This is a genomic window from Desulfopila sp. IMCC35006 (assembly GCF_005116645.1).
Lineage (GTDB): Bacteria > Desulfobacterota > Desulfobulbia > Desulfobulbales > Desulfocapsaceae > Desulforhopalus_A.
On sequence record NZ_SWCM01000004.1, the window covers coordinates 24,641 to 51,490 of the forward strand.

General features: G+C 43.6%; 24 protein-coding genes and 1 pseudogene. 6 read left to right on the plus strand and 19 right to left on the minus strand.

Annotated elements, in window-relative coordinates:
• Nucleotides 1-65: 65 nt before the first annotated feature.
• Together FCL47_RS08515 and FCL47_RS08520 are read right to left on the minus strand one after the other, a co-directional pair.
• Nucleotides 66-1,433, minus strand: coding sequence for a sigma-54 dependent transcriptional regulator (locus tag FCL47_RS08515; RefSeq protein ID WP_136813078.1), 1,368 nt, complete (start codon nucleotides 1,431-1,433; stop codon nucleotides 66-68).
• Nucleotides 1,414-2,928 carry a sensor histidine kinase gene (locus tag FCL47_RS08520; protein ID WP_136813079.1) on the minus strand — a complete coding sequence of 505 codons (1,515 nt, stop codon included), beginning with the start codon at nucleotides 2,926-2,928 and terminating at the stop codon, nucleotides 1,414-1,416. Before FCL47_RS08520 ends, FCL47_RS08515 begins: the two co-directional genes overlap by 20 nt.
• A gap of 389 nt (nucleotides 2,929-3,317) precedes the next feature.
• On the opposite strand from FCL47_RS08520, the gene FCL47_RS25415 reads away from it, so the two are divergent.
• From FCL47_RS25415 to FCL47_RS25045, 4 genes and pseudogenes are all read left to right on the plus strand, one after another.
• Entirely contained in the window at nucleotides 3,318-3,770 is a 453-nt protein-coding gene (locus FCL47_RS25415) for a prepilin-type N-terminal cleavage/methylation domain-containing protein (RefSeq protein WP_136813080.1), read from the plus strand.
• Nucleotides 3,771-4,128: 358 nt separating this feature from the next.
• Nucleotides 4,129-5,652 carry a glycosyltransferase family 39 protein gene (locus tag FCL47_RS08530; RefSeq protein WP_167496426.1) on the plus strand — a complete coding sequence of 508 codons (1,524 nt, stop codon included), beginning with the start codon at nucleotides 4,129-4,131 and terminating at the stop codon, nucleotides 5,650-5,652.
• A gap of 67 nt (nucleotides 5,653-5,719) precedes the next feature.
• Nucleotides 5,720-6,157: pseudogene (locus FCL47_RS25600) on the plus strand (vitamin K epoxide reductase family protein); the annotation flags it as partial.
• Between the two features lie 96 nt (nucleotides 6,158-6,253).
• Nucleotides 6,254-6,901: a thioredoxin domain-containing protein gene (locus tag FCL47_RS25045; RefSeq protein ID WP_240744178.1), complete on the plus strand. Its 648-nt coding sequence runs from the start codon at nucleotides 6,254-6,256 to the stop codon at nucleotides 6,899-6,901.
• 125 nt (nucleotides 6,902-7,026) lie between these two features.
• On the opposite strand, the gene FCL47_RS08540 is transcribed toward FCL47_RS25045, so the two are convergent.
• The 13 genes from FCL47_RS08540 to FCL47_RS08600 form a co-directional block, all read right to left on the minus strand.
• Entirely contained in the window at nucleotides 7,027-7,980 is a 954-nt protein-coding gene (locus FCL47_RS08540; RefSeq protein WP_136813083.1) for a GDP-mannose 4,6-dehydratase, read from the minus strand.
• Nucleotides 7,977-9,077 carry a glycosyltransferase family 1 protein gene (locus FCL47_RS08545; protein ID WP_136813084.1) on the minus strand — a complete coding sequence of 367 codons (1,101 nt, stop codon included), beginning with the start codon at nucleotides 9,075-9,077 and terminating at the stop codon, nucleotides 7,977-7,979. Before FCL47_RS08545 ends, FCL47_RS08540 begins: the two co-directional genes overlap by 4 nt.
• Nucleotides 9,078-9,087: 10 nt before the next feature.
• Nucleotides 9,088-9,840: a class I SAM-dependent methyltransferase gene (locus FCL47_RS08550; protein WP_136813085.1), complete on the minus strand. Its 753-nt coding sequence runs from the start codon at nucleotides 9,838-9,840 to the stop codon at nucleotides 9,088-9,090.
• 26 nt (nucleotides 9,841-9,866) lie between these two features.
• On the minus strand, nucleotides 9,867-11,060 hold the full coding sequence (locus FCL47_RS08555) for a glycosyltransferase (protein ID WP_136813086.1): 1,194 nt from the start codon (nucleotides 11,058-11,060) through the stop codon (nucleotides 9,867-9,869).
• Complete coding sequence (locus FCL47_RS08560) at nucleotides 11,044-12,444, minus strand: lipopolysaccharide biosynthesis protein (protein WP_167496427.1); 1,401 nt, start codon at nucleotides 12,442-12,444, stop codon at nucleotides 11,044-11,046. The genes FCL47_RS08555 and FCL47_RS08560 overlap by 17 nt, the downstream gene beginning before the upstream one ends.
• A gap of 342 nt (nucleotides 12,445-12,786) precedes the next feature.
• A complete protein-coding gene (locus tag FCL47_RS08565; RefSeq protein WP_136813088.1) occupies nucleotides 12,787-13,827 on the minus strand; it encodes an IS630 family transposase in 1,041 nt (346 codons plus the stop codon).
• A 202-nt stretch (nucleotides 13,828-14,029) separates the two neighbouring features.
• A complete protein-coding gene (locus FCL47_RS08570; RefSeq protein ID WP_136813089.1) occupies nucleotides 14,030-14,887 on the minus strand; it encodes a glycosyltransferase in 858 nt (285 codons plus the stop codon).
• A 63-nt stretch (nucleotides 14,888-14,950) separates the two neighbouring features.
• Complete coding sequence (locus FCL47_RS08575; RefSeq protein WP_136813090.1) at nucleotides 14,951-15,679, minus strand: FkbM family methyltransferase; 729 nt, start codon at nucleotides 15,677-15,679, stop codon at nucleotides 14,951-14,953.
• Complete coding sequence (locus tag FCL47_RS08580; protein ID WP_205747260.1) at nucleotides 15,676-16,509, minus strand: glycosyltransferase family 2 protein; 834 nt, start codon at nucleotides 16,507-16,509, stop codon at nucleotides 15,676-15,678. The genes FCL47_RS08575 and FCL47_RS08580 overlap by 4 nt, the downstream gene beginning before the upstream one ends.
• Nucleotides 16,510-16,523: 14 nt before the next feature.
• The gene (locus FCL47_RS08585; RefSeq protein WP_136813092.1) at nucleotides 16,524-17,564 is read right to left on the minus strand and encodes a glycosyltransferase family 2 protein; all 1,041 of its coding nucleotides are present in this window, start codon (nucleotides 17,562-17,564) and stop codon (nucleotides 16,524-16,526) included.
• Entirely contained in the window at nucleotides 17,546-18,487 is a 942-nt protein-coding gene (locus FCL47_RS08590; protein WP_136813093.1) for an NAD-dependent epimerase/dehydratase family protein, read from the minus strand. Before FCL47_RS08590 ends, FCL47_RS08585 begins: the two co-directional genes overlap by 19 nt.
• Nucleotides 18,484-19,626 (minus strand): glycosyltransferase family 4 protein, encoded by a 1,143-nt coding sequence (locus FCL47_RS08595; RefSeq protein ID WP_205747261.1) that lies wholly within the window; start codon nucleotides 19,624-19,626, stop codon nucleotides 18,484-18,486. Before FCL47_RS08595 ends, FCL47_RS08590 begins: the two co-directional genes overlap by 4 nt.
• Nucleotides 19,627-19,637: 11 nt before the next feature.
• Nucleotides 19,638-20,513, minus strand: coding sequence for a glycosyltransferase family 2 protein (locus FCL47_RS08600; RefSeq protein ID WP_205747262.1), 876 nt, complete (start codon nucleotides 20,511-20,513; stop codon nucleotides 19,638-19,640).
• 632 nt (nucleotides 20,514-21,145) lie between these two features.
• On the opposite strand from FCL47_RS08600, the gene FCL47_RS08605 reads away from it, so the two are divergent.
• Both FCL47_RS08605 and FCL47_RS08610 read left to right on the plus strand, forming a co-directional pair.
• On the plus strand, nucleotides 21,146-21,433 hold the full coding sequence (locus tag FCL47_RS08605) for a nucleotidyltransferase family protein (RefSeq protein WP_136813094.1): 288 nt from the start codon (nucleotides 21,146-21,148) through the stop codon (nucleotides 21,431-21,433).
• Nucleotides 21,430-21,765: a DUF86 domain-containing protein gene (locus tag FCL47_RS08610; RefSeq protein WP_136813095.1), complete on the plus strand. Its 336-nt coding sequence runs from the start codon at nucleotides 21,430-21,432 to the stop codon at nucleotides 21,763-21,765. The genes FCL47_RS08605 and FCL47_RS08610 overlap by 4 nt, the downstream gene beginning before the upstream one ends.
• Before the next feature lie 84 nt (nucleotides 21,766-21,849).
• On the opposite strand, the gene glmM is transcribed toward FCL47_RS08610, so the two are convergent.
• The 4 genes from glmM to FCL47_RS08630 form a co-directional block, all read right to left on the minus strand.
• The gene (gene glmM, locus FCL47_RS08615; RefSeq protein WP_136813096.1) at nucleotides 21,850-23,202 is read right to left on the minus strand and encodes a phosphoglucosamine mutase; all 1,353 of its coding nucleotides are present in this window, start codon (nucleotides 23,200-23,202) and stop codon (nucleotides 21,850-21,852) included.
• Nucleotides 23,202-24,359, minus strand: a complete 1,158-nt coding sequence (locus FCL47_RS08620) for a CdaR family protein (protein WP_136813097.1) — start codon at nucleotides 24,357-24,359, stop codon at nucleotides 23,202-23,204. The genes glmM and FCL47_RS08620 overlap by 1 nt, the downstream gene beginning before the upstream one ends.
• The gene (gene cdaA, locus FCL47_RS08625; RefSeq protein WP_136813098.1) at nucleotides 24,356-25,147 is read right to left on the minus strand and encodes a diadenylate cyclase CdaA; all 792 of its coding nucleotides are present in this window, start codon (nucleotides 25,145-25,147) and stop codon (nucleotides 24,356-24,358) included. The genes FCL47_RS08620 and cdaA overlap by 4 nt, the downstream gene beginning before the upstream one ends.
• A 219-nt stretch (nucleotides 25,148-25,366) precedes the next feature.
• The gene (locus tag FCL47_RS08630) at nucleotides 25,367-26,710 is read right to left on the minus strand and encodes an NAD-binding protein (protein WP_136813099.1); all 1,344 of its coding nucleotides are present in this window, start codon (nucleotides 26,708-26,710) and stop codon (nucleotides 25,367-25,369) included.
• Nucleotides 26,711-26,850 lie beyond the last annotated feature (140 nt).

The window sequence follows — 26,850 nt, forward strand, 5'->3', positions numbered from 1 at the left end:
TTACTATTAAATATTTTTACACTATAAAATTTTTTAATACTTTGCCGGCAGCGTCAATTACCTGCTCAACTGATATCATACTCCTTCAGTTTGCTCAGCATGGAGGGGTAACTGATCTGCAGGGCGTTGGCTGCCTTGCTTTTATTGCCATCAAACCTGCTCATCGCCCGGGCTATCATTTTTGCCTCCATGGACTTTTGCGCCGTTTTCAGCGACAGGTCCTCAACCGCAGTCAGCTTGTCATCAAATCGCCGTCCCATTGAACCCATATTTTCCGGAAGGTGCTCACGTTCAATCATATTCGTCCTGGTCAGCACCATTCCCCGCTGAATAACATTTTCCAGTTCCCGCACATTTCCGGGCCAGGAATAATTCAACATCATCTCCATCGCCGCAGGAGAAACACCCTTGATGTCCACAGCAAATCGGCTATTAAATTTTTTCACAAAATGATGACACAAATGTGGAATATCTTCCTTTCTCTGCCTGAGCGGCGGGATCCTGATGTTCAGTACATTCAGCCGGTAAAAAAGATCCTCCCTGAATTCTCCGCGGGCAACCTGCGTCTGCAGGTCTCTGGCCGTTGCGGCGATAACCCGGACATCGACACGTCTGGCCTGCGAGGCACCAACGGCCCGAACCTCCTGCTCCTGCAGTACCCGCAACAATTTCACCTGCATGGCCAGAGGCAGCTCGCCTATTTCATCAAGAAAAAGCGTTGCACCATCCGCTTCGTCAAATACCCCTTTTTTGTTTTTGTCCGCCCCGGTAAATGCCCCTTTGACATAACCGAACAGCTCACTCTCCAGCAGGTTTTCCGGGATGCTGCCGCAGTTAACGGCAATAAACGGTTTCTTACTGCGTTCCGAATATTTATGGACTCCACGGGCCACCAGTTCCTTGCCCGTACCGGACTCGCCCGTGACCAGGACCGTGGTGTTGTAGCCGGCAACCTGTCCGGCGAGACCATAAACTTTGCGCATGCCTGCACTTTCCCCAACCATCATAGGGAATGAGCCGGTAGAATTGATTTCTTTAATTGCATCCTTCAAACGACGGTTTTCCCGCCGGAGCGATTCGCGTTCTTCCGCTTTTTTCAGAGCCAGCAGTACCTCATCGGACTTAAAAGGTTTAGAGATAAAGTCGTAAGCCCCCGCCTTCATTGCCGCTATCGCGAGATCAACGGTTCCATAGGCCGACATCATGATAACGGTCGACTCCTGCAGAGCTTCAGCGCCTTTCTCCAAAAACGTCATGCCATCCATATGCGGCATCTTGACGTCACAAAGAATGAAATCAAAATGCTCCTGATGAATCAGCTCCAATGCGGTCTGGCCATTGCTGGCCGTTGAAATCTTATATCCATGCCGCTCAATCATAGCGCCCAGCATATGGCACATATTTTCTTCATCATCAATGATCAACAGATTCATTACTTTCCTCTTGAGCCGGATCAGTTGAGAGCGGCAGCATGATATGGACAGTCGCCCCCTGGCCGACAGTACTTTCAATCCATATTGTTCCGCCATGGGCGTCGATTATCGAGTGTGACACAAAAAGACCAAGCCCTGTTCCCTTACCAGGATCTTTGGTAGTGAAAAAAGGATCGAAGATAACCGCAAGGTCTTTCTTATCTATCCCTGTGCCGTTATCTTCGATCCTGATATGCACGTTTGCCTGGTGATTCTTAGCATCGATGACTTTTTCGGCAGTAATATTGATCTGTCCAGCCAAGGTCTCCGGGTTAGATTCAATCGCGTCCAGACCATTCAACAGGCAGTTCAGGAAGACCTGACGCAGACTCTCTCCATCACCGGCAACAAAAATATCGGCAGGTATGTCGCATGACAAAGCAATGAGTCGTTGCTGCTTTTTTAAGGCAACAATCTGACAGACCCCAGAGAAAATCGCTTCTAAATTCACCGCAGATATTTCATGGGAGGAGGAACCGGCATAGTCAAGGAGCTGTCTGATCAACTTATGTATTCGATCGAGTTCACTGAGAGCTCTCTGGCCAAACTCTTGTTTGTCCACAGGAGCAAGATCTGCTTGCTGCAGCAATTCGACATAGCCCTGGACAATACCAATCGGGTTACCAATTTCGTGAGCAAGCCCTGCTGACAATCTCCCTACTGAAGCCATTTTTTCGGTTCGGATCATTTCTTTCTGGGTTTTGAGCAGTGCGGCATTTGCCGCTTCAAGAGACGTTACCGTCTGGCGTAATTTTTCACGATCCGACTCTATTCGGGACAGCATGCCATTGAGTGTCAACGATAATTGGCCTAATTCGCTCCGGTTGCTTTCTCCAGCAAAAATCAAGGTCTCGGAATCACTGTACGACTCCGACATGCTGATCATCCGTTCAATGGGTCTGACGGTAAGGGCGATCATGCGGAAAAAACCCACTACAGTTAAGAGTATCACGTTGACCAGCCAGTAGACAAATATTGGTTGATGATTTTCCAATATAGTTTCGTAGATTGAATCGAGAGCGATGATTACCACGGCTGAAGTGAGAGCTTTGGGGCCATTTGTTGACAATGGCTCGGCGATGAGCAGATATCTTTTTTTAGATGAGAGAAAGCCCCATTGATTGTTTACCAGGCGGGTTATTTCTGTTTGGAAGGCCAACGCTTCTTGCGCAACATTGTTGATTTCTGCCGACAATGCTGGCAGATCACTTTTCAGCCAATGCTCACCGCTGGACAGGACAACCCCAACACAACGCCTGCCGGTATAGCCGCAGAGAGTTTGAAGATTATCAGAAGATCGCACAGACTGCCAAACTGATCGTGCATGTTCTAACTCGGACCGAACCAACCCTTTCTGCCAAAAAGCGATAACAACGATATTGCCGAGCAGGATTGCCAGTGTCAGCAGAACAGCTAATGTTGCCGCAATCTGCGTTTTTAGTCCGCTAAACAGCATGTCGTTCCCCGAGGATCATTTTCCGGCAAGCAAACAGATATAAATTTCGACTTTATATCAATAAGTTAGTTAATTTTTCATTTAGAAATGCTCTACGATTTTGCGCATTGGAGCTATACAGCAAGTCACAATTCCAATGCCAGGTGACATTAATTGTCACTCCACAAGCCTATAATTGTCAACAGGGACAAAGGTTATTGCATGAAAAAAAATGGAGAGATTCAGCCAATGCGCGTATTTTTAGCATTTAACTACTTGTAATACAATCAAAAACAAAAATATCACCTTCGTCGATTTGACTATTGGCATTGTCTTTGCGTATACTGAATCAGTCTGGATCAGATGTACTAACAAGAGGTGTTAAAAACAAAAAACTGAAGGAGAACAACATGAAAAAACTCTGTATCAACCACAACGAAAAAGGCTTCACCCTCATCGAGCTTATGATCGTTATCGCGATCATCGGTATCTTGGCTGCTATTGCTATTCCTAACTTTATTTCCTATCGTGACAAGTCATTCTGTTCTGCCGCTGAATCCGACGCTAATTCCATTTCTGGTGGGCTTTCAGATTACTTTGCAATCCCATCAAATATATCTTATGCAACTGCCAATTCTTCAGGTGGTCAGATGGCTTTTCCTGGTTCAAATCCTATCAATCTCACTGGTAAAAACACTGCTTCAGTAACCCAGACTATTGGTGCGACTGGTAATACGTACACTATAGCCGTAGTTGATGCAGGCGGACGTTGTCCTCAGAACTACATGGCTGGTGGAATTGTTAATGGTGAAGGCTGGAAATGGGTTGCAGCCGGAACAAGCTACTTCCAAAAAGTACTGTAATATGTAAAAGAAACATTTTAGCTAAGAGGTGCCAGATTACATAATCCGGCACCTCTGTTTTTTGTTTCTATAATTCCTTTAAAAACCATTTAAACACCAAATTTCTGTTATAATTGCATATCCTTTACTCCTTATTTTTAATCTAATGATAAAATGTTTAAAAGGTATTGGCTATAAAAATATTTTAGCGCTCTTTTCTTTGTTTTGTCTACTCTCAGCTGTTGTTGCAGTTTGTATTCTAAATACAATCCCCCCTGTAAGTCGAGACGCCCTCACACATCACCTCTTCATCCCCAAACTTTGGATACTTCAAGGGTCTACTGCCCCTATTCAGCACATCAGTTTTTCCTATTATCCAATGAATCTCGACCTTCTCTATTATGTTTCACTGCTTTTTAATAACGACATTCTACCAAAATATATTCATTACTTTTTCGCCTTACTCACCGGTTTTCTCATTTACCGCTATGTCTCCCCAAGACTGTCAAAAGCATGGGGTCTCTTTGGCGCCACGTTTTTTTTAACGCTACCAGTCATAGTAAGGCTTTCAACAACGGTATACGTCGACCTAGGCCTCGTTGCATTTTCTACAGCATCATTACTATTATTACTAGAATGGGGAGCCACACGACACATTCGATACTTAATTTTTGCCGGCATTTGCTGTGGCCTGGCTGCAGGCACAAAATACAACGGAATTGTTAGCATTGTTCTTCTCACCCTGCTTTCGCCAATAATCTATACCAGATTTCAAAATCTACAAAATTGCAAGCAAGATGGTGGAGCTCCAATATTATACATGGCTGTTTTCTTACTGGCAGCTTTACTTAGCTACTCACCATGGCTTGTCAGGAATTTTATTTATACCGGTAATCCCATTTACCCTCTTTACAATTCTGTGTTTATCAAATCACAACCAGTCAATAGCACACAAGAGATGCCAAGACAGAAGGCCTTGAAAGAGCAAAAAATCAAAGAAACGGAAAAAAAGGACATTTCCACTCCCTGGACTCCTTTTAGCATCCGAAAAGTATTGTATGGAGAAAAATGGTGGCAGGCAATTCTCTTACCAGTGAGGTATTTTTTTGAAGGCCAGGATGACGATCCTCGTTACTTTGATGGAAAACTGAATCCGTTCCTGTTTATATTTATTTTTGTGGCATTCTACTACTGTCGTTACTCCCCGAAAATCCGCCTTGAACTCCACTTCCTTTTTATTTTTGCATGGCTCTATTTCTTTTTTTCTTTCTTTCAGGGGGCATTACGTATCCGTTATATAGCAACTTCATTGCCTGCTTTTGTTATCCTTGCAACCTTTGGGGTTAACAACGTTTTTCGTCGCCTCCAATCACTCCATAATTTCAAGGAAAAATATAACATATTCGTCTTATTAACTATAATCTCAATCATATTTATTTATAATGGTAACTATCTCTATCATCTCTTCATACGTTATCAACCTCTTTCATACCTGAAAGGCCAAATGACAAGAAACGAATATTTAACAAAATATTTGCCCGAATATTCTGTTATACAATACACCAACTCACACTTAACTCAGGGCGATAAGATTCTCGCTATTTATCTGGGTGGAAGAGGCTATTATTTTGATTTTCCAGTCAGATTTGATCTTCTCGGAAAAGAAGGCTACATAGGAACAAGCGTTATAAACTCCTCCTCAGCTGAAGAGGTATATGATTCACTTTCTGAAAATGGTTTCACCCATCTATTCATCAGGATGAAACTTTTTTCCGATACCGCCAACCAGTACCTTACAGTAGAAGAAATTGGCAGGTTAAATGATTTTTTGCTGCACTTCACCAAGCAACTTAATGTCAACGACAGTTACGGTCTGTTTGAACTTCACCATCCTGATCGTTAACAGAAATTGGTGTTTTCTAGACAAAAAAAATCATCATAAACTGCTAAATTGAATCGAAGGTTAATTAATGAGTTTATTTTCCAGTAAAGAAAAAGCCCTCCACTATAGGTATTACTATATTCCTACCTTGGTATTGGTGATAATGGGAATTCTTGACACTATTTACTTAACCTACACCCATTATCGCAATTACACTGACATAGCCTATTCATCTTTTTGTGCTATATCACAATCACTAAATTGTGATACAGTCTCCCAAAGTCCATGGTCGATCCTTCTAGGGGTTCCGCTATCCTTGTGGGGTTTTTTTGCTTACAGTTTATTTTTCTTCATACTTCTTTCAGTTCGTTGTAAAAATGAGTCTACACTCAAAATTTGGTCTATCCTACTTGTTCTCAGCTCTTGTTTCTCAATCTCTGCCTTGTATTTTGCGTATATTTCTACCACAAGAATTCACTCCTATTGTCTTCTCTGTATTCTGAGTTATATCATCAGTTTTCTGTTATTCTTATATTCTCTTGTCATAAGAAGGCGGTTTACTGTTTCATACTTTATTTCTGATATCGTTATTGGATTTTGGTCCATATTTCGAATTCCATTTTTGAGAAACTCTATTTTCATTCTCTCATTGATCTTCCTATCCACAACTATCTTTTTACCTGAATACTGGAAATATGATAATTCAGCTCAATATAAGTCTCTTTTTCATGGTGTTACCTCCGATGGACATGCTTGGATAGGCGCAGAAAAACCAGTTCTCACCATCGAAGAATATACAGATTATCAATGTTTCCAATGCTACAAAATGCACTTTGTTCTTCGAAAACTCATCACACAATTCCCTGATAAAATTCGCCTTGTCCATCGCCATTACCCAATTGACAACGAAGTCAATCGGTATGTCGCACCCCAGCCATACCATGTTGGCTCTGGACGCCTTGCATTACTCAGCATTGCTGCCGGTCAACAAGGAAAATTCTGGCAAATGAATGATCTTATCTATTCTGAACTGAGAAACAAACAAACTTCCTTTGATTTAAAATCTCTCGCAGAAATAACCAAAACAGATTTTAAACAACTTATTGCAGATATCCAATCGCAACAAACCTTGAAAGTATTAGAAAACGATATCAAAGCCGGACTTCGCCATAAAATAAGTGGCACTCCAACTTATGTCATTGACGATGCTGTCTATGCGGGATTCATCCCCCCTGAAATTATCGAGAAGATATCTGTAAAAGCCAAATGATAGAACCGTTGCGTCACTGTTCAGCGACTAACGGCAAGAGAATACGTAGCGTATCTCGGCAACTCAATTGCGTTTGGCTTGAGAGATTACGTTCGCGGATGAGATATATAGATTAACAGGAAACTTCAGCCTTCTAACGTAGCCTCACACATCTTTCGGATCACACCATCAACATCCGTCTGGGCCGACCAGGCGAGATAATCCCTAGCCTTAGCAGGATTGGCCATGCTAATACGGATATCTGACGGACGAAATAGCCCTTTTTCAAATTCAACATGATCCCGCCAGTTCAAGCTAAAAAAGTCAAAAGTGCGTGCAACAAAGTACTCCAGTGATTCGGTACGCCCTGTAGCGACAATAAAGTCATCAGGTAGACCCTGCTGAAGAATCCTCCACATGGCGTCCACATAGTCTGCCGACCAACCCCAGTCGCGCCAAATATCGATATTTCCCAGCACAAGAACTTCGCCGCTGCCCTGTTTAATACGAGATGCTGCACTGACAATTTTCTGGGTCACAAAACGCTCTGGTCGAAGTGGGGACTCGTGGTTAAACAATATCCCAGAACAAGCAAATATCCCGTAGGCCTCTCTATAATTGCGCACCATCCAGTGAGCTGATGCCTTTGCTACCGCGTAGGGACTACGCGGTTGAAAGGGAGTCATTTCATCAGCTGCAACCTCCACAGTATCGCCAAAACACTCGCTCGAACCTGCGTTATAGAATCGAATTGGTCGATTAACAAACCGGATCACTTCAAGCATGTTGAGCGTACCCCCTGCAATACTCTCCATCGACTCTACGGGTTGCTCGAATGACAAACCGACTGATGTCTGCCCAGCTAGGTTGTATATCTCATCCGGAGCAATATTCTGCACAACGTTCAGGACGCTGCGGAAGTCGTTAATTGCCATAGATGTAGTAAACACATCCCGGCGTATCCCCAAACGATCGAGGTTAGCGAATGAGCTGATCATCGCATCCCGGGAGGTGCCTACAACCTCATAGCCTTTTTCAAGCAGCAACTGTGCCAGGTAGCTGCCGTCCTGACCGGCAACACCACAAATGAGTGCCTTCATGACAGAAGCCTCCGGTAGACATCCAATGTTTGATCAGCACAATTTTCCCAGGAAAACTGTTTAATGCGCTCACGGCCTCTCACAACCAAAGTCTGGCGCAGAACCTCATCGTTCAATACACGTTCAATGCTCCCCCAAAGGGCCTCGGATGAGTTCGGATCGAATAGCTCGGCTGCGTCGCCAACAACCTCTGGGATGGAACTTGCGTTACTGCATACCACAGGACAATCAAAACTCATAGCTTCGAGAGGCGGAATACCGAAGCCTTCATAAAGGGACGGGTATACGAACAGGGCGGCCTGTTGATAAAGTCCTGCGAGCAGAGAATCACCACCACAAAAATGCCGTACCTGATCGAGACCAATACCAAGATGGCCCATGAGTGCCTGCTCTTGTTCTGTGAATGCACCACCACCAAAGGCGACCAAGTCGTAATCACGCTGCAAGGACAGGTTGGCAGCATAGACATGCAACAAAGCTTCAAAATTCTTGTAGCCGTCACGACTGCCAACATACAACAAATATGGTCTTCCGGTTCTCCTCCCCTCATCAACAGGGAGCTCAGGTAGAGAAAAACCTAGGTGGACGACAGTGATCTTCGCAGGGTCAACATTAAGCAGTGCAACTAGATCTTTGCGGGTCTGCTCGGAAATGCAGATGATATGATCAGCCCGCCCGATAGCGATAGCCTTCTCTTTGGAAGTCGAATCCCCGGCTAGGAAGAACTCTGGGAACCGCTCGTGTATCATGTCGAAAACGGTCAATACAACCTTCCCTCCAACAGGCGCAACCCTCCTTGCCGAATAGTAAGTTTCATGCACCAAATCTGGTTGAAGGCGCGCCATCATTAACGGCGTCAACAATTGATTGACAGCTCGACAGATACACACTGCATATCGTATCTTCGGAACTTTTCGGCCTATAACTTGCAAAAAACTTGATGAGGCAGTGAGGTGAGCATTGACGTAAAGAGGGCTAATAATGCACACTTCGGAACCTGGAACACGTGCAATCTTGTCAGCCAGTTCGAAAAAATAGCGGGAGATACCTCCATATTCCTGCAAGGTAAATATCTGATAATCGTAAGCAATATGCATGGTTCTGTTCTCAGGGATCCATAAGCATGAAATGATCAGATAATGTGCGAGAACCCAGCCTACGCCTAATAACACATGCCATCAGAGGGGCCAATCTCCCCATAATCAATCGTAATATAAGCCCCGTTCGCAACACTCTATCGGTCAAAATATGCAGCCCATTAAGTGAGTAGAAATTCAATCCCAATCGCTCCGCGAGCGCCTCAAGAGTTTTCCTTTGATAGAAGGAAATATGCTGACCCGTGCTGAAGGCATAATACCACCATTCTTTCGGTGGCGGCTCTCCACAATCGCACAACTCGGTTGTGAATATCAAAGTACGACTGCCATGCAGCCCCATGTTCTCCTGGATGAAAGCCAATGGATCATGAATATGCTCAATAACTTCAAAAGCAGTCAATGCAACGAAAGGTTGTATCGATTTGTCTACTTCAAACCCTCGCGCCAGCAGATTTGGGCAAAACTTATCGTCCCAGTAGTAGTCAAATCCGTAATCGCGCATGAGGCGGGCAAGCATGCCGTAGCCCCCAGCGATATCAAGATATCCGCCATTCGGCTCGAAACGCCGGTATAGCAACACAGCTAGTTTCGTGGCGAGGAAGTAATTACGCATGACTAGGCCAGTATCGGCCGCAACTATGGCCTCACTATACGCCTCATCCAGCCAGTAGGGTTCCTCCGTCTGCAATAATCTGCACTCGGGACATTGGCGATAACTAACCTCATGTCTTTTCAGTATCCTGGCAGAAAAAGCATCACGCATTCTGCTATCACATATGGGGCAACTCACTATAGTTCCCTCTTAAGGAAATCAACAACGCAAAGAATCGAAGCTCGTAAGACTTTAGCGTAATGGTCGTATGAATGCTCTAGCCTTGCATAGACGGCAGATTTTTCCGAACGTACTTCAAGCTCTTCCCTGCTCATCGTCCCAGCCAAAAGCATGGTCTCAAGGATTGAAGAGTTAGTTGAGTTTTCAATGAGAATCCCAAAGTCACCAATCTCAATGCTCGATTCTTTGGTCACAACTGGTATTAAGCCAGCTGCCATGCAGGTAATTACCGAGCTCGCTCCCCCTTCGGAACAGGAGGGCAAAATAACAAATGTATTATTTGCGATAATGTCTCGCATTTTTTGTGAACCCACATCGACGAAACCATGAAAGCTGACCTTTGGATTCGCAAAAAGTAAATCTCTGTAAAGAGACACAAATTCCATTTCTCGACCAATCGGTCCACAAACGTCTAAATGAAAGTCATTATCGAGGACACAAATGGCTTCCAGTAATATATCAAGTCCTTTGTGTACAGCACCACCACCAGCAAACCAACAGAAATTCTGTTTTGTCTTGGAAAAATCTTTTCTAATTACCTCATGCTCAACTGGTGCTACATATGGGACTGATATTAAATATGTATTTTGATTGAGCCCATCATAAGTAGAACGCGTCCAGTTATTACCTAGTATGAACATAGCATCTGCGTTGATTGCAGAAAACATCCACGGCCAATAAACCTCTCGTCTAGGAGCCAAAAGTACCCCGCGGCGCACCCAGAGACTACGAGATCTTCTAGCCTCTGCCTCATTTGAAAAATTCGGATTGGCACCAGTCATATGCAAAATTCTTTTGCCTCGAAAGTTCGGTGCTGAAAATGATCTGGCGAAAGCCCCACCAAATCCGATTAAGAGATTATAAGGTGCATAGTCGATATCGAACTCGGAGTTGTAATCAACAACGTCCACTACAAAATCCAGCTCTGCAAGAACGTCAGCCATTACGATCACTTCTTTTTGATTGGAGTGATGACGATGGTTCTGCGCCTGGAATGGGTGGGTAATATAGCAAATCAAAGCCTTGTTGTGGCCACCTTGCCGTACTGAAATGGGTTTTTTGAAGTACGACAAAATTTGTGATCTAATTCTACTCACCACTGGATATTTGGCTTTCAATCGTTGTAGACCATCCTTAATTATTGTTTTCAATATCCAAACCCAGTTTATATTTGAAATGATTTCGCAAAAAAAGAGCTGTCGGTAGATAAACAATTAAAACAAGACTCAGTACAGAACCCCAAACTGCACCCGAGACACCGATTAATTGAACCAGCCATATCGAAACGATAATATTAATTGCTGCCATAGTTACTGACGTTATAACTTGGAATCTAATAATACCTAATCCATTTAAAATAACAGCGAAATTTCCCCCAAATATGGTCATTACTGTCCAGCAAAAAAGCCCAAGCAACAAATCCCATGTCGGTACAATCGATTCCCCAACCCATTTTACTATTAACCATTTTCCTACAACTAACAATAAGAGCGAAAGAGGTAAAACAATTATTACGCTATAGCGGATAGACTTACGAAATGAGTTGTAGATCCATTTGTTATCTCCTCGACTGTTCGCTTCAGCATAAGCAGGCCACAAAGCATTGAGAAAAAGACTCATCATGAGTGTAGGTAATGAGAATATTTTAAATGCCACAGCATAAACTGTAACCGCCCCTACGCCAAGATAGTGTGCGATTATCAAATTGTCCGATTGAAAGGCAATTAACCCAGAAATCTGCAGGACAAGAAAGAGTCCGCTTGTACCGCCCAAATCCTTTGCATCTTTTATCTTCAAACTCCTAAAATTCGGTCTTAGTAATGGTTGTTGTTTACTAAAAAAATAAATGCCTGCAAGTATGCCTGTTATTACTGGCGGCGAGGCAGATGCCGCCGCAAGATAAGGCAAACCACCCTCTAAAAAAATTACACATAGAACTGCAGCCACCCCTACAATACTCCCGGCGGCCAGCCATAAGTTGGCCCAAAAACCCATCTGTAATCCCATCTGGATCTTCAGAGATATTCCTGCAGGAATACTTAAAGCAAAAAAAACGACAATAACTGCAATAGTTGGCGCTACTTCCTTAACTGCAATTTGTGATTTAACATTTAATAATTGAGCCCATGCAACATAAGGATTAATGATGAAAAATATTAAAAGGATAAGGGTGGCAATCACACTGAGAAATAGGATGCCAACCGCGATTTTTGCCTTGATGTCTTTACTATCGTTTTTGCCATAAGCATCTGCCACAGCATTCATCAAACCACTGCCAACGCCCAAATCCGAAAATCCAAGCATCGCAACAGCAGAGCTTATAGTCATCCATAACCCGTATCTCTCGACACCCAAATATGTTAGAGTTAACGGGACAATCGCTAACGTGATGATTATGGATAATATTTTAGCCCCCCCAGAACTTAAAGTCGTCAGTAACATTTGACGATGTCGCTCTTGAGTCCTCCCTTCTTGTGAGTTAACCTCAAATGGTTCAGCGCGTAAATAATACTTCAATCGTAAAAAGAAATTCACTATGATATCACCACTACTCATAGAGGGTTTATTAATTGCCAATGTCCAAGAGCTTTTTAAAATATGTGAAAATTCCTCTAGTAAAAGTAGAAAATCCGGACAATTAAAACATTCACTGGGTCCACGCCATGATTGGTATTAATCCGTAAGGTGATTGCCGGACATTGGTTGCCCTGTGAAAAAATGAAAATATGATTAATAATAGCACGTTAATTCATTTCCTGGATGTCCGCTGATCGACGTACGGAATAATAACATAAGGAGAGTTCTTCATGGAACCGACCATTCAATGAGTCCCAGACATCTTCCACGTTATCTGGCTGAATATTGTTATTAAGGCGGCTATTGATCAGTAGACATAGAAGCATATTTTGTCCACGGATGCATGAAGAAGGATTTAAGTTTTTCCGGTAGCCTCTGAAGTGAGCGCATAATGCTTTCGACTCTCTTATAGAGTTCAAAACCGCCGCTCGTCGTCTGTCGGCCTATTTTATGGTTTTTTAAATAATTCCATACATGTTCGTCCGGATTCAATTCCGGAGCATAAGGTGGAAGGAAGAAAATACGTAATTTGCCTTCCGTCGATTCAACATACTTTCGTACTTCTTCAGACCGGTGGACTGAATGATTGTCAACAATCAAAAAAATGTTACTCGAGGCTTTGAATATTAAACGTTTTAAAAAACTGATGAATACATCGGCATTCACATTGTCTTCCGTAGCCATGAACCGCATGATACCACGACTATTTATCGCAGAAATCAAGTTGACTCGGTGTCTCTTTCCCGTCGTCTTGACGACCGGAGTTTGTCCTCGAGGAGCCCAGGTGGTGCCGGAATGATAGTCAGAACGGACAGACGATTCGTCACCGAAGTAAATTTCTGCCTGATGCTTTTTCGCAAGCTTTTGTATCTCCTTGTAATCCTCCGCCATCCACTTGAATACAGCAAGCTCATCTCGCTGGATGGCTTGACGCGTCGGACGCTGTGGGCTCAACCCAAGCTTCTTCAACAGCCGACCTACAGCCGTATCGCTCATTTTCACCTTGAATTCGCGCATAATAAATTCACGAACCATAGCCCGAGTCCAGAGAGCAAACTCAAATTTGAGCTGCCGTGGGTCGTTCCCAACGACAATCTGATAGAGTCTTCGAAGTTGTTGGCCGCCCAGTTTCGGCGACTTGCCCGGCGCTTTTCTGCTGCGCAGGGCATCAATGCCGCCCTCACGGTATTTCGCGATCCACGTGTAAATAAGCGTTCGGGTGAAACCGAGGGCTTTGATTACAACTTCGGGACTCTCGCCAGCCTCAACACGCCTGACAGCCCTGATGCGAATTGCTTCAAGAGCTTTACGATCAATTTTTCTTCCGTCTGAATTATCCATGGACGGAGTATAACATATGTCTACTGATTAACGCACTACTTAATATCAATTTAATAACCATTTTTACATGGGCTCCATGGTTAATTTTCAGATTGGTCATGCAGCAGCTACACTACCTCATCCACTGGGGCGATTGAAGCTTGCAGAGGAACAGGGGTAATCTGAGAATTCTATTTATCTGTGCAACAGTTTTTCTAAGGAATTACCGATTCACTTTGTAAACCTTGCTCAAATGTTCATAATAAAATATATTTTTCGATAGGATTTTCTTTAATTTATTTGGAAACAGCCAACATATTTTATAAACCAATGCCGTTAAAAATATGATAAGAGAGCTACTGTCTGCTATTTGTCTTACCTCATTTTTATATTCTATCTGTGAATTCTCAGTCAATTGTCCTTTATGTATTTTAAAACCGCCGAGGTGGGCAGAAACGATATAGAGTGGTTCATATCCTATAAATGTTTTCCATAGCAAATAGTCTCCAGCCAATCTTGTGTTTCTCAAGCTTTCCAGATCTACGATTCTTTGTAACTTAGGCCCCCAGAACGTTGATTCTTGCTGAACATGTGGCAATATTGTTCCATAACACCCCGCAAGCATTAGTGATTTTTTATATTTATAAGGAAGGTGACAGCTAATCAGATGGTTTTTTTCGTTATAAACACAGCTCAATCCTGTTAAAAATTGAACATCATTCACTTTAAATATTTCAGCAACAATTTCAAAAGCAAATAATGAGTAATAATCGCCAGCGTTAATATATGAATACACATTTCCTTCAGGAAGATTTCGGAAAGATGTTGCTAAGGCATCATACATACCAGTATCCGCTTGAGAAATAATCTCTATATTTATATTTGGATAGTTATTGTACTCAAAGGCGGTTTGCTTCACCTTTTGAATTGTTTTGTCAGTTGACCCACCATCTTTTACAATATAATGCAATTGGTTTGATCTATCTTTGAATACTGTTTGAGAAAGAACAGATTTCAAAGTTTGTTCAATGTGTGCCTCAGCATTATAGCAAGGAGTAACGCAACAAAATTTCAAAACCATTCACCTATTTCTTCTGATCACAAATATCGTCTAAGATGTTTCATCCAAACCAAGATGGGATTACTATCGATACTCTTTGTAATCAAAAAGTTTGCAATCTTGTCTATAGAAAAAAATGTCCATCTGCCAGAAGGCCTTATCATAATACCGTAGCATGGGATCTACAATATCAAAACACTGAAAACCTAATCTCTTCATATGACCACACATTTCGTAAAAAAATAAAGAGGAATCAGTTATTTTAAAATTATACACTTCCATTATTATTATGTTTGTACTCAGAAGTGTTTCTTTTGCTCCCTCAAGTATAGGGAGTTCATATCCATGGGTATCAAATTTCATGAGAAATGGTCCGGATATCTTTTTAGATCTCACAAGACTATCAATAGTGATTTGTTTCACATATCGCTGTGATCCCCCTCTTCCTCCTACGGTACTGCCGTCTAAATCTTTAGCTACATTTAAAAGCACTTGCTCATTATTTGTATTTCCTGCAACACAAAGTTCATAGTCAAAACGCTTATGTTTTTTCCTGAGATATTGTAATGCCTCTTCCCTCTCTTCAAGGGGTTCAATTGCGTGAAACTGAGCATCAGGAAAACACGGCAAGGCATTCATGCTCCATTTGCCGTCTGATGCTCCAATATCGATAATGCTCTTCACGTCGATACCGTGATCAATAATTCGTTGAAGACCGGACGACATTGAAAATTGATCCTGAGAGTTACTAACAATTTTCGCTCCAAATTTACCTAGAAATAAATTTATAGTTTTTAATATTGCTCTCTTCATTTCTTATTTCCTTGAAACGACGGATCAGTTCGTCTCCGTAAGACACGTAAATAATAATGATGCATCGACATTGCTAATTTGTCGATTTTAAAAAAAACAAGCGTTTGGATCAGAACAAAACGTACAGAAACAATGTAAAAGACATAATATGGAAAATATCTTTTAATCAACGACATTTTATTGGTTATAAAACTTGCATCATCCTTAGATTGACTCAAGCCTCCGACATCATTATAGATAGCGATAGTCAGAGGAACATACTCAAAACGTAAATCACGATCTGCGTAACATCGCATATTTAGTTCATAATCCGAAAACAAAGGATAATTCAAATCATAAGAATATTTTTCAAAAACATACCGAGGATAAAAAATACTCTGATGACATATATTTCTAAATGACAGTTTTAGTGCGGAGAATTGTCCATCATATCTTCTTTTGGCAAAAGGTCTAAATACATCACCATAATAAATCGTTGTTTCATCTACCAAATACGAGGCCATTTTTGCTAAAATGTTGTACAGAACATCATCTGCTCCTAAAAAATAAATCCACTTTCCCTTAGCTAAATGTACGGCTTTGTTCATCGCATCATATACACCCTTATCAGTTTCACTTACCCAATACGCCAAATTGGATTCATTTCTTTTTATAATATCAACGGTATCATCTTTTGACCCACCATCAACAACTATGTACTCAAAATCATCAAAGTCCTGAGAAAACACACTTGCAAAAGTATTTTCTATAGTATCTGCTCCATTAAAAACTACTGTAATAACACTAATCAGCGGTTGTTTCAAAAGTGAGAACCATTTGCTTTTTTTCAACGCAAGATTACTACTCAGTCTGCAACATTCGGCAAACCATGCTTTAACATCATGCGTAGTTTATGGGGAAATATAGAGAATGGATAAAAGAATGATCTTTGTGGCAGGCACTTAAGCTGTTGGACTTGTCTTCTCCATTGCCATAATCGGGTTCTTTTAGACCAAACTTCCTTAATACAATTCCAATAGATTTCTTTCCATATTTTTGGATCCCTTCTAATCAGACTCAAAGCAATACCCTCAATGCATAATGTCAAGATATGTAATGGAAAGATTAACCACAGGCTTATCAAAGGATAACAAATGAGCATCACATAGGTCTTGTTCCTCTCACTCTTTATTCTTCTTCTAAATGTCGTAGAAAGGCGTCTATTTTGTATTATCTTTCCACCACCAAGGCTCCTTCCAACCCAGTGGTCAAAACCTGACTCAGAAAGAGCCTTAACGGGGTATCCCAACAAACGAGCAGAACAACACAAGTACATATCCTCTGCCAAGGATCCAAACCATTCTGGAAAACCACCAAGTTTATCCCACAAAGTCTTTGTTAACCAAAGACAAGCGCCGATAATCATCCCTACATCCTGACGATTTCTATCTTTGTTTGGAATAGGATTGAGGAACGGGTCAAAAGTACTGCCGATATCTATCAATTCTCCGCTATCCGCGTCATATTGTGGTAAACCAAATATACCTTCACCAAATTTTTCGGACGCATTATACAACGTTTTCAAAGCATTTTTATGTAAAACAGCATCGTTATTAAGCAGAAGAATAAAAGTCCCTTTGGCTACAGCAACCATCCGATTATTACTGACACAAAATCCTACATTGTTCTCACTCACTATCAGCTTAACCTGACTATAGCGCGATTGAATGAGTGAGACAGATTCATCAATAGAAGCATCATCATGAACGATAATTTCTACAATTCCCGGCACCCCCTCTTGTTTAAGCACGGAGTCTATACACTTCTCCAGAAATTGCACACCATTATAGTTCGCAATGCAAACAGAACACAGATAACCATTTTCACTTACTTTGCTGTGATACATGTTTGATACCATGTCCATGCTTTTGACAAACCAGAGTATAAATCCGTTTTAGGTTTCCAAGAATAATCATTCTGGATTCTCGAACTATCGAGAACGACTCTATTTACATCCACGGCTCGGGTAGGTCGATACTTTCGTTCCACCCTATTTCCAGAGATCGACTCTATCATGCTGAACAATGTATTTAAGCTTCTACCTTCTCCAGACCCAACATTATAAATAGCAGCTCTGTCATTAACATTAAATTGATCAATTACTCGAATACAGCAATCTAAAAAATCCTCTAAATAAAGATAATCTCTCACTGTTTCTCCATCACCCCAAACCTCCATTGTTTTCCGAGCAGACAGGTGATGAAATATTGTCGGTATGATGCCAAATCCGGGCCGGTAAGGTTGACCTGGGCCATAGAAGTTTGATGGCCTAAGAATAATAGCGCCATTTCCAGTTTGTTTTGTGTATGCATGAATGAACTTCTCAAATGCAGCTTTCCCTGCACCATAATACGACAATGGCGCCGAATGCGTATCCTCAGAAATCTTCTCAGCATGACTATCCCCATATATAGCACCACCAGTTGACACATAAACCAGGGAAATATGCGAATAACCCTGCAATATTTCCAGAAATCGCAAAGATGGCAATAAGTTTGACATTGCTTCGAAGGCCGGTTGTAGAGCTGAAACACCCGGAGTGGTATCTGAGGCAAGGTGCACGACAACTCGACACCGAGGCAGTAATACTTTGAGGACCTGAGTATTATCAAGTGAAGCTATATGATGCTCTTCAGACGGTTTCGCCAGTCCCCCCCTTACACCACGTCCGAGTATGTAATATTCTTTGTTAAGAGCTTTTAAACGAGCCGTCAAAGCCCTTCCGACAAAACCAGCTCCACCAAGTAAGAGAATGCCTTGAGCTGTCATTGGCCACCATCCAAAAGCATTTGATATATCTTCACATATCGCCTGCTACAATCATCCCATGTTCCTATTTTCCGGCTTACCCAGTCCTGGGCATTCTCAGCAATTTCAGAATTATTGGCAGCAATTGATAGCCACTCTATGCCTTCGCCAAAACTGTCCTCAGAATCAGCCAACCAACCTGTCTGACGGTGTGTGATGAAATCTTTATGCGCTGGCAGATCTGAGGCAATGATAGGCAAACCGGCTGCCATTGCTTCAAGCATTACTTGAGGCCGCCCTTCGTCGTGCCTGCTCATTGTTACAAGTCCGGTTACCTTAGGAAACCAATCTTCACATAATTCATTCGGATGAGTTGATCCATGATAATGCACCCATTCTGGAATAATCAGGTTTTCCTGCATAGGTCCAAAAAGATGCAGTTCATGCTTACTTTCGTTGCAGAAAATATTTTTTCCCCAATCAAATAATGGTCCAATCTTTTTTTCGGTCAACCGTGAAACAACAAGCCACTTATGAGGTTGCTCTAATGGCAGATCTCTCTTGACCTTGAACCATTCGATATTAATCCCTAGCGGAACAGTTATAATCCTCGCAACATCTCCAAATCGATTTTCCAGGTCCTGTTTCATCCAATCAGCATTAGGTGCAAGGACACAAAGTCTCTTTTTAAACACTTTCCTGAGCAAACTTGTCAATCCAGGAATTCTAAGCAACCCTAAGTCACTACCAAGCACACTCACAACAATTGGTTGATTCGATCTATGTAAAGGCAAGGCATTTTGAAGCCAATTGATATGAAAAAGCGACACATTCTCTTGCCGCTGATAGGCTCGTCTCAATAGCACGAGTAGTTTAACAGGTGCAGTAAAGCGATAAAGGCCTTTCTGACGCAGAAGGTGTATTATTCCACCTTTTTCCATAAGCCAGGCTAACCACGTTTTTTCGTCTTCATGGCATTGATAAGATACATTCTCCGGCAAATCACCAGGAGGTCCCCAATAGCTCATATTTAGCTCATTTCTATTGGAAAGAGCTTGCAGCAATTGCCTCACAAAAACACTTTTCCAGTCTTTCGGGTTTTCAGGATATGATGTGCTGACCATCATGACATTTATAGACTCATCAATATCATGTTCCATACAGAAGCATCCTATCCAACCTTCTCGTATCGCATCTGAGAAATTTGTTCTGAAACTAAGCCTATCATAAAGACGATGATCGAAGTTGAAATGAGCAGGGCTGACATATTAGTGAAGCGCCCCTGAGTGACAAAGGTAAAAAAATAATAGGCGAATCCAATGCAGAATAGAATAATACTGATAGGTAAAAAAATACGAAACGGGGAAAAGAGTGTGGCAATTTTAGAGATAATCAGGAAAAAACGTATCCCATCTTCTACCAGCTTTATTTTGCTCTTCCCCACTCTTTTTTTCACTTCAATGGGCAAGTATTTGATGCTTCTGCCGCTTCGCAAGTACGCCATGGTCAGGGTGGTTGGATACGAAAAAGTGTTTGGCAGGAGATAGATGTATTGACCGGCAGTACTTTTTCTGACCAGTCTGAAGCCTGAGGTTAAATCGTCAATTTTAAATTTCGTCACATATGTAGCAAATTTATTATAAACATAATTGGCCAGGTCACGATGCAACGCAGTTTCAGAACCCTTTGTTCTGGCGCCTATAACCATGTCATACTGGTCTTTGTACTCGAGCAATCGACTAATATCTTCAGGATTGTGCTGACTGTCCGCGTCCATCATCACAATCCATTCACCTTTGGCCACCCGCAAGCCGGATTTTATCGCAGCGCCATTGCCGATATTGTAAGGATGCGGCCAGACATTGGCGCCGGCATCCATTGCCATCTGCATGGTTTGATCAGTTGAGCCATCATCTATCACCAGCACCTCGAAATCCGGATGCAGTTCTTTCACTCGGCGTACGGTATTGCCGATACTTTTTTCTTCATTATAGGCTGGTATCAGCACGGTGACAGTGATGGCTGCTGCCTTTTTAGTATCACTCACGATACGCGCTCCCTGAATTATTTACAAATGGCGACTCTCTGAAAAATTGTAGACAAAATATGAACATAATACAAATTTTTATTTCAAGAAGAGGCCAACATGGGCAGATGGAGATTTTACAGTGCACACCTCGCATGTCCCGTATAACGTCATCTTCATTTTCCTGGGGCAGGATATCACCTTATGTTTTGTGGTGACAGCAACCTGTACGTCTTTTTCATTTAGGATTGACACACATTTCTTTTACAATTGCTGGTCCACAGAACGGATGATGAGTGTACAAATAATTTACGACAGTCCCTTTTGTACCGGGTCTCTCCGTTTGTCAAACCTGACCCCTTTTATATGCTTCTTGATAAACATAGCGCCAGGTATTATAGGTTTATTATTAAAAAAATAATGTGATTACCACTAAAGTTCAGCTTAGAAGGTACAGAGGGATATGAGGAGCCCATTTCACGGGACGCCATAAACCCATCCCTGGAGGCTTGACCGCAGCCATCCAGGCTGCGGAACACCCGTGCAAAGGGCTCCTCATATCCCCATGCAGCTGAAGTTTAGTGGTAATCACAAAAAATAATACACATCGGGTCAAGCTTATCGCCCTTTAATTTTTAGATGAGAGACAAAGCATGAAAAGCATGTTGTTATCTAAGCACAAGAAAGACATCAATAAAATTGCCTGCAGTCATGGAGCCCGATCGGTCCGTGTTTTTGGATCATTTGCACGGGGGGAAGAAACCATTTCCAGCGACATTGATCTTCTTATCGAACTCGATCCAAAACGGTCTCTTTTAGACATCATTTCAATGAAATACGAGATTGAAGATTTAACTGGGCGCAACGTTGACGTGGTTTCTGCAAAAGGATTATCTCCCTATCTGGCGGAAAAAATAATCAAGGAAGCAGTACCGCTATGAAAAGTGACCTTGTTTACCTCTGTCATATAAGAGATTCCATAACCAAAATTGAATCATATGCTGCTGTAGGGAAAGAAACGTTCATAACTGTATCCCATTGGCATGATGCTATAATAAGAAATCTTGAGATAATTGGTGAAGTAACCAAACGACTGAGCCAATCGCTCAAGGAACAATATCCAAATATTCCATGGAGAAATATTGCGGGATTAAGAGATGTGCTCATCCACGATTATATGGGGATAGATTTAGAATCCGTGTGGAATGTTGTCGAGAACGATCTTCCGCCACTCAAAGAACAACTTAGGATTATTTTAACAGATTTACCATAAGAATATTTTCAGCAGAGGAAGGCCATCCTGTACTGGTTCCCATGTAGCACATGGGAACCAGTGGACAGAGGCACCCTGCCCTTTTCAGTTCCGGTCGGCAGACTGGACCAGACCACACAGCTCATCAGCCATTTCATTGATAATAGCCTCATCCTGCCCCTCGACCATAACCCGGATAACCGGCTCGGTTCCGGAAGGCCGGACCAGGATGCGCCCGGTTCGGCCGAGCTTTTGTTCGAGCTTTACAACCGTCTCTGGGAAATTTTGAATCGACGCCACCTCAATTTTCCTCGACGTCCGCACATTTTTTAACACCTGGGGGAAACTCTCCATGACTCTTGCCAGCTCGGATAGCGGTTTCTGGCGCTTTTTCATGACGGCCAGCAGCTGCAGGCCCGCAAGAATGCCGTCGCCCGTGGTCACCTGATCCAGGAAAACCAGATGGCCGGATTGCTCGCCGCCAAAGGAATAGCCTTTCTTTCGCATGCATTCGACTACATATCGATCGCCAACGGCCGTCCGGACCATTTTGCCGCCCATCTTTTCCATGGCGATTTCCAGGCCCATATTCGACATGACCGTCGCAACCAGCGTCTTTTTTTTCAGTTTCCGTTGTTTGAGCAGTTCCTCGGCACAGACGGCCATGACATGGTCACCGCCGACGATCTGACCATTTTCGTCGCAAACGATCAGCCGGTCGCCGTCGCCATCAAGGGCCAGGCCGATATCGGCGCCAAGTTCTTTTACCTTGGCTGCCATCTTTTCCGGGTGCAGGGCGCCGCATTCATGGTTGATGTTTTTACCGTCGGGGGTGGTGGACAAGGTAGTCACCCTGGCCCCGAGTTCGGTGAAGACATGGGGGGCAACGCCGTAGGTGGCGCCGTTGGCACAGTCGAGCACTATATGGAATTGATCGAGGGTATAGTTTTTCGGAAACGCATTTTTCAAAAAAACTATATATCGCCCCTTGGCGTCATCGATCCGGGTGGCTTTGCCAACCTCATCGGCCACCGGTCGCAGTGCTTCCATCTTCTGGGAAAAAATCAGATCTTCAATTTCCGCCTCCACCTCGTCGGGCAGCTTATAGCCATCGCTGGAAAAAATCTTGATGCCATTGTCCTGAAAAGGATTGTGGGAGGCCGAAATGACCACCCCGGCATCGGCGCGCATCGAGGTGGTGATAAAGGCAATTCCGGGCGTAGGCAGCGGTCCTACCAGCAATACATCAACGCCCATTGAGCAGATTCCTGCCGCCAGTGCATTCTCCAGCATATAGCAGGACTGCCTGGTGTCTTTGCCTATTACTATCCGATGCCCCTTGGCCTTATCTTTGACGATAAAGGCTATGGCGCGACCTACCTGCATGGCTATTTCTGTGGTCATGGGGTAGATATTCGCCACGCCGCGGATTCCGTCCGTTCCAAATAATTTTCGCATTATTCAGTCAATTTTCGTTTATTTTTTTGATTCTTAAGTACCTTGCGCAACAAGACTCCCGTGTCGTCGCTCTCATCTATATCGGCAGCGCTTGGTTGAGGCGTTTCACTCTTTATTTGTTCTTCCGGCAGCGGGCTGGCTTTTTTTTCTTCAGTCTGTTTGGGCGTCACCACAGCCTTCTGTACTGGATGGGATTTGCCGTCAGTCAGCGAGACTTCACTCGGCACAATAGCCAGAATGTCGATCGGCAGTTCCACTTCGGCCCGGGGTTGAACCTGTACCTTCAAGGGCCCTCCGCTCTCCTGCGCCACCGCCGTCACGATAAGAAGGCTCTTTGGATCAAGGTTCTTGTCGAGATATTTCTTAGGAATATTCGCGGTCACCTGCACTGTTCTTGGTCTGACATCACGTTTTACCCCATCGACGCTCGCATGTACTTCCATTCCATCCAAGATTTTTTTCACCGTCACCATCCCAATGGAAAGGTCGGCGGTCACCGAGGTTTCCCCGATAAGTTCGACGATCGCCGGCTCCAGCGCCAGAGGCACCTGGAGTTGGATCGACTGCTTCACTCCTTCCAGGTTGATTGGCCTGGTATAGAGCTCATCAACCTGGGAAAGGGTGGTGAGAGGGCCGGTAATGGTTATGGATTCCGGATCCATCTTGAGCATTTTGACAAAGTATCCATCGGCTACCTTGCCCACCGTTTTGGCAAAAACCGGAAACTTCTTCTGAATAAGTTTATCCAGCGACAGGATAATAGATGACGGCTGCACCCGCTGGACGGTGATTCCCCTCGGGACCGGGATATGATCGTTGTCATTCTCAATAACCATTGTTCCCGGCGTGGCCGATGAAAGATCGACCTGCCTGGTTATAGCCCGGCTGCTCATTTCCTGGATAATCGACCGGGGGCCACTCACGGTCACTTCTATCTCTTTTTTAAATTGATTGGAAATGACCAGATCCCGCGGCAGGTTGATAATTTCTATCGGAATCATCACATTTTTATTAACCCTGTCTTCCCCGCCGACGAAATACCAGAGAACGACTGCCAGAACCAGGGAAATAAACTTCAGCACCCAGTCTTTTGAAACCAGATTGGTCAGATTAACTCTTCTGAGCTTGAGTAATATTAAACGAAGTTTTCTATTCATCTCTTATTCAGCCAATTTTTCCAGGAGGAGGAGTGACCTGCCTTGGCGATAAAGATTGCTTTCAGACTATTCGTCAGACTGATTTCATCTTCAACAGTTGTCAATGCACCATGGCGGACGATGGAAATTTCCTGGGTCTCTTCAGACACAACCAGAACCACCGCATCGGTTTCCTCTGTCAGGCCGATGGCCGCCCGATGCCGGGTGCCGTATCGCTTGTTGATATAGGGATTCTGGGTAAGCGGTAAAATACAGCCGGCATGCTGCACCCTGCCGACACTGATCAGGACAGCGCCGTCATGCAGCGGCGAGGCGGGCATAAAGATCGAGATGAGCAGCTCTTTGGTGAGCCGGGCATCCAGCTCAAAACCGGATTCGATAAAATCGCCGAGATTGGTCTCTCGCTCAATGACGATCAGCGCGCCGATACGCCTTTTGGCCAGATAAAAGAGGGTGCGGATGATTTCCTCAAGCTCTTTCTCCGCGACATCGGTCTGTTTATGAAACGGAGACTTCCCGACACTTATCAGGGTCCGCCTGATATCATGCTGAAAAACGATTATAATGATCAGCAGGATCGAACTCAAAAATGTCTGCATGATCCACTTAAACGTTGCTAAATCAAAGACGCTGGCGAGAAAATATCCAAGGGTCAGAATGCCGAGCCCGACAACCATCTGCACTGACCGCGTGCCCCTGATGATGGTTATAAGCTGGTGTATAACGAATGCCACCACCAGAATATCGACACAGTCCTGCCAGCGAAAATAATTGAAGATGTCAAGCATGAATGTTTTGTGCTGTTGAGTTTCCGATAGGGTATGAAGATATGTGCTTCGACATCAAAGTTTCTTGTTCCTTTGCCTGCGGCTCTGATTATAAGTATACAAGAGGAGATGCTCCGCATGCCTTCCCGTATACCTGGACCTGCTTTTTCAAGCATTCCCTATATATCTACATATATATTACAGATATTTAAAGATTTTATTCATTTTTCTGCATATGAATCAGCCAAGATCACTGGAAACCAGGGCCACGATCTCTCCGGCATCGGGGCTTTTCACGACGACCCGTTCCACTCCGACCGCTTTTGCCATTTTTCTGACATCCTCCTGTTCATTTGCCGTAAACAGAAAGAGCTTCATATTTTCCGTTCCGGAAAGGGCCTTAATTTTTTCGCAGATGACGAGCCCGGTCGTATCCGGAAGATGAAAATCGACCACCACACCATCAGGCATCTCTTTTACGACCAGATCATACCCTTCCTGTCCGGTCGCAGCACCCATAATATTAAACCCGGCTTTCTGAAAAAGCCGGGTGTACAGTCTCAATATTACAGGATTATCATCAATAAAGACAATTTTTTTCGGCTGGACGGTGACAACTCCGGAGTGGACGCGAATCGGATCACGCAGAATGAGCAGGTTATCGCCGAGTTCGAGAAGCATATCCGTTGCCGGAAGAAGGGCATCAGCTGTCTCCCGCCGAATCCCGATGATGCTGCCGTGCAATATGTTGCCGGCATCCGCCACGGATTTTCCCGTTAACAGCGATTGTTCGGAGACCTGCATCCATTCAGGTTTAACAAGACTCGTATCAATGCTGTCCAGATGTTTGCTCAAAGTTGTGCCTTTTGCGAGCAGGCTCTCGGCAACTCTCTGCCCGGCAGCGACAAACGGGGAGATGACCGAGTCCGCACCGGCCCGCAACATCCTCGATTCCGAGGAGGAATGCTCTGTTCTGGCAATTATATGCAGCACCGGGTTGAGTTCGCGGGCGGTGAGTACCGCAAAAAGATTGTCCGGATCGGAATTCAACACTGCCAGAACCGAAGAGGCTCTTTTTATACCGGCCTTGAGCAGTATTTCTTCGCGGGTTCCATCGCCTTGAATAAAATGGTAACCGAGCTCCTGCAGTTCTTCCACGCCTTCAGGCGAATTTTCTATGATGACAAACTGGGCATGATTTTTTTTAAAGTATTCTGCCGCTGCCGCGCCGACCCGGCCATGGCCGCAGATTATCGTATGCCCTTTCAGTTTTTCTATCTTTTTATCCATCGCTTTTTTCCATCTATTGGGATTGGCAGACCGCTCAATGACCAGTTCCGTAAAGGCTCCGGCGGTAAAGGCAATACTGCCAACCCCGGAGAGAATAAGAAAAATAGTGAATATCCTGCCCGCCGGAGACAATTGCTGGATCTCGCCGTAGCCGACTGTGGTAATGGTTATAACCGTCATATAGAAGGCATCGAGAGGCGTATAGCCATCAATAAGCGTATAGCCGACGGTTCCTGCGCCCAGAAAAAAGAGCACAAGACAGATCGCCAGTTTTATTCGTTTCTCCGGACTCATATTTCCAGCAGGGTGATAAACTTATAGGTCGCAACCGTTGCAAAATCGCCGTAGCGAAACTATAGCACAGGACAATTGACTCGTAACAGATTTTTCCGGTACTCGGCGTATTTCCTTCTGCTCCCGATGCGTGTTATCTT

Excerpts from the sequence above, each read along its gene's own strand:
- FCL47_RS08515 (WP_136813078.1), bottom strand. The coding sequence starts at position 1,433 with ATGAATCTGTTGATCATTGATGATGAAGAAAATATGTGCCATATGCTG.
- FCL47_RS08520 (WP_136813079.1), bottom strand. The coding sequence starts at position 2,928 with ATGCTGTTTAGCGGACTAAAAACGCAGATTGCGGCAACATTAGCTGTT.
- FCL47_RS25415 (WP_136813080.1), top strand. The coding sequence starts at position 3,318 with ATGAAAAAACTCTGTATCAACCACAACGAAAAAGGCTTCACCCTCATC.
- FCL47_RS08530 (WP_167496426.1), top strand. The coding sequence starts at position 4,129 with ATGAATCTCGACCTTCTCTATTATGTTTCACTGCTTTTTAATAACGAC.
- FCL47_RS08540 (WP_136813083.1), bottom strand. The coding sequence starts at position 7,980 with ATGAAGGCACTCATTTGTGGTGTTGCCGGTCAGGACGGCAGCTACCTG.
- FCL47_RS08545 (WP_136813084.1), bottom strand. The coding sequence starts at position 9,077 with ATGCATATTGCTTACGATTATCAGATATTTACCTTGCAGGAATATGGA.
- FCL47_RS08550 (WP_136813085.1), bottom strand. The coding sequence starts at position 9,840 with ATGCGTGATGCTTTTTCTGCCAGGATACTGAAAAGACATGAGGTTAGT.
- FCL47_RS08565 (WP_136813088.1), bottom strand. The coding sequence starts at position 13,827 with ATGGATAATTCAGACGGAAGAAAAATTGATCGTAAAGCTCTTGAAGCA.
- FCL47_RS08570 (WP_136813089.1), bottom strand. The coding sequence starts at position 14,887 with ATGGTTTTGAAATTTTGTTGCGTTACTCCTTGCTATAATGCTGAGGCA.
- FCL47_RS08575 (WP_136813090.1), bottom strand. The coding sequence starts at position 15,679 with ATGAAGAGAGCAATATTAAAAACTATAAATTTATTTCTAGGTAAATTT.
- FCL47_RS08585 (WP_136813092.1), bottom strand. The coding sequence starts at position 17,564 with ATGTATCACAGCAAAGTAAGTGAAAATGGTTATCTGTGTTCTGTTTGC.
- FCL47_RS08590 (WP_136813093.1), bottom strand. The coding sequence starts at position 18,487 with ATGACAGCTCAAGGCATTCTCTTACTTGGTGGAGCTGGTTTTGTCGGA.
- FCL47_RS08595 (WP_205747261.1), bottom strand. The coding sequence starts at position 19,626 with ATGGAACATGATATTGATGAGTCTATAAATGTCATGATGGTCAGCACA.
- FCL47_RS08605 (WP_136813094.1), top strand. The coding sequence starts at position 21,146 with ATGAAAAGCATGTTGTTATCTAAGCACAAGAAAGACATCAATAAAATT.
- FCL47_RS08610 (WP_136813095.1), top strand. The coding sequence starts at position 21,430 with ATGAAAAGTGACCTTGTTTACCTCTGTCATATAAGAGATTCCATAACC.
- glmM (WP_136813096.1), bottom strand. The coding sequence starts at position 23,202 with ATGCGAAAATTATTTGGAACGGACGGAATCCGCGGCGTGGCGAATATC.
- FCL47_RS08620 (WP_136813097.1), bottom strand. The coding sequence starts at position 24,359 with ATGAATAGAAAACTTCGTTTAATATTACTCAAGCTCAGAAGAGTTAAT.
- cdaA (WP_136813098.1), bottom strand. The coding sequence starts at position 25,147 with ATGCTTGACATCTTCAATTATTTTCGCTGGCAGGACTGTGTCGATATT.
- FCL47_RS08630 (WP_136813099.1), bottom strand. The coding sequence starts at position 26,710 with ATGAGTCCGGAGAAACGAATAAAACTGGCGATCTGTCTTGTGCTCTTT.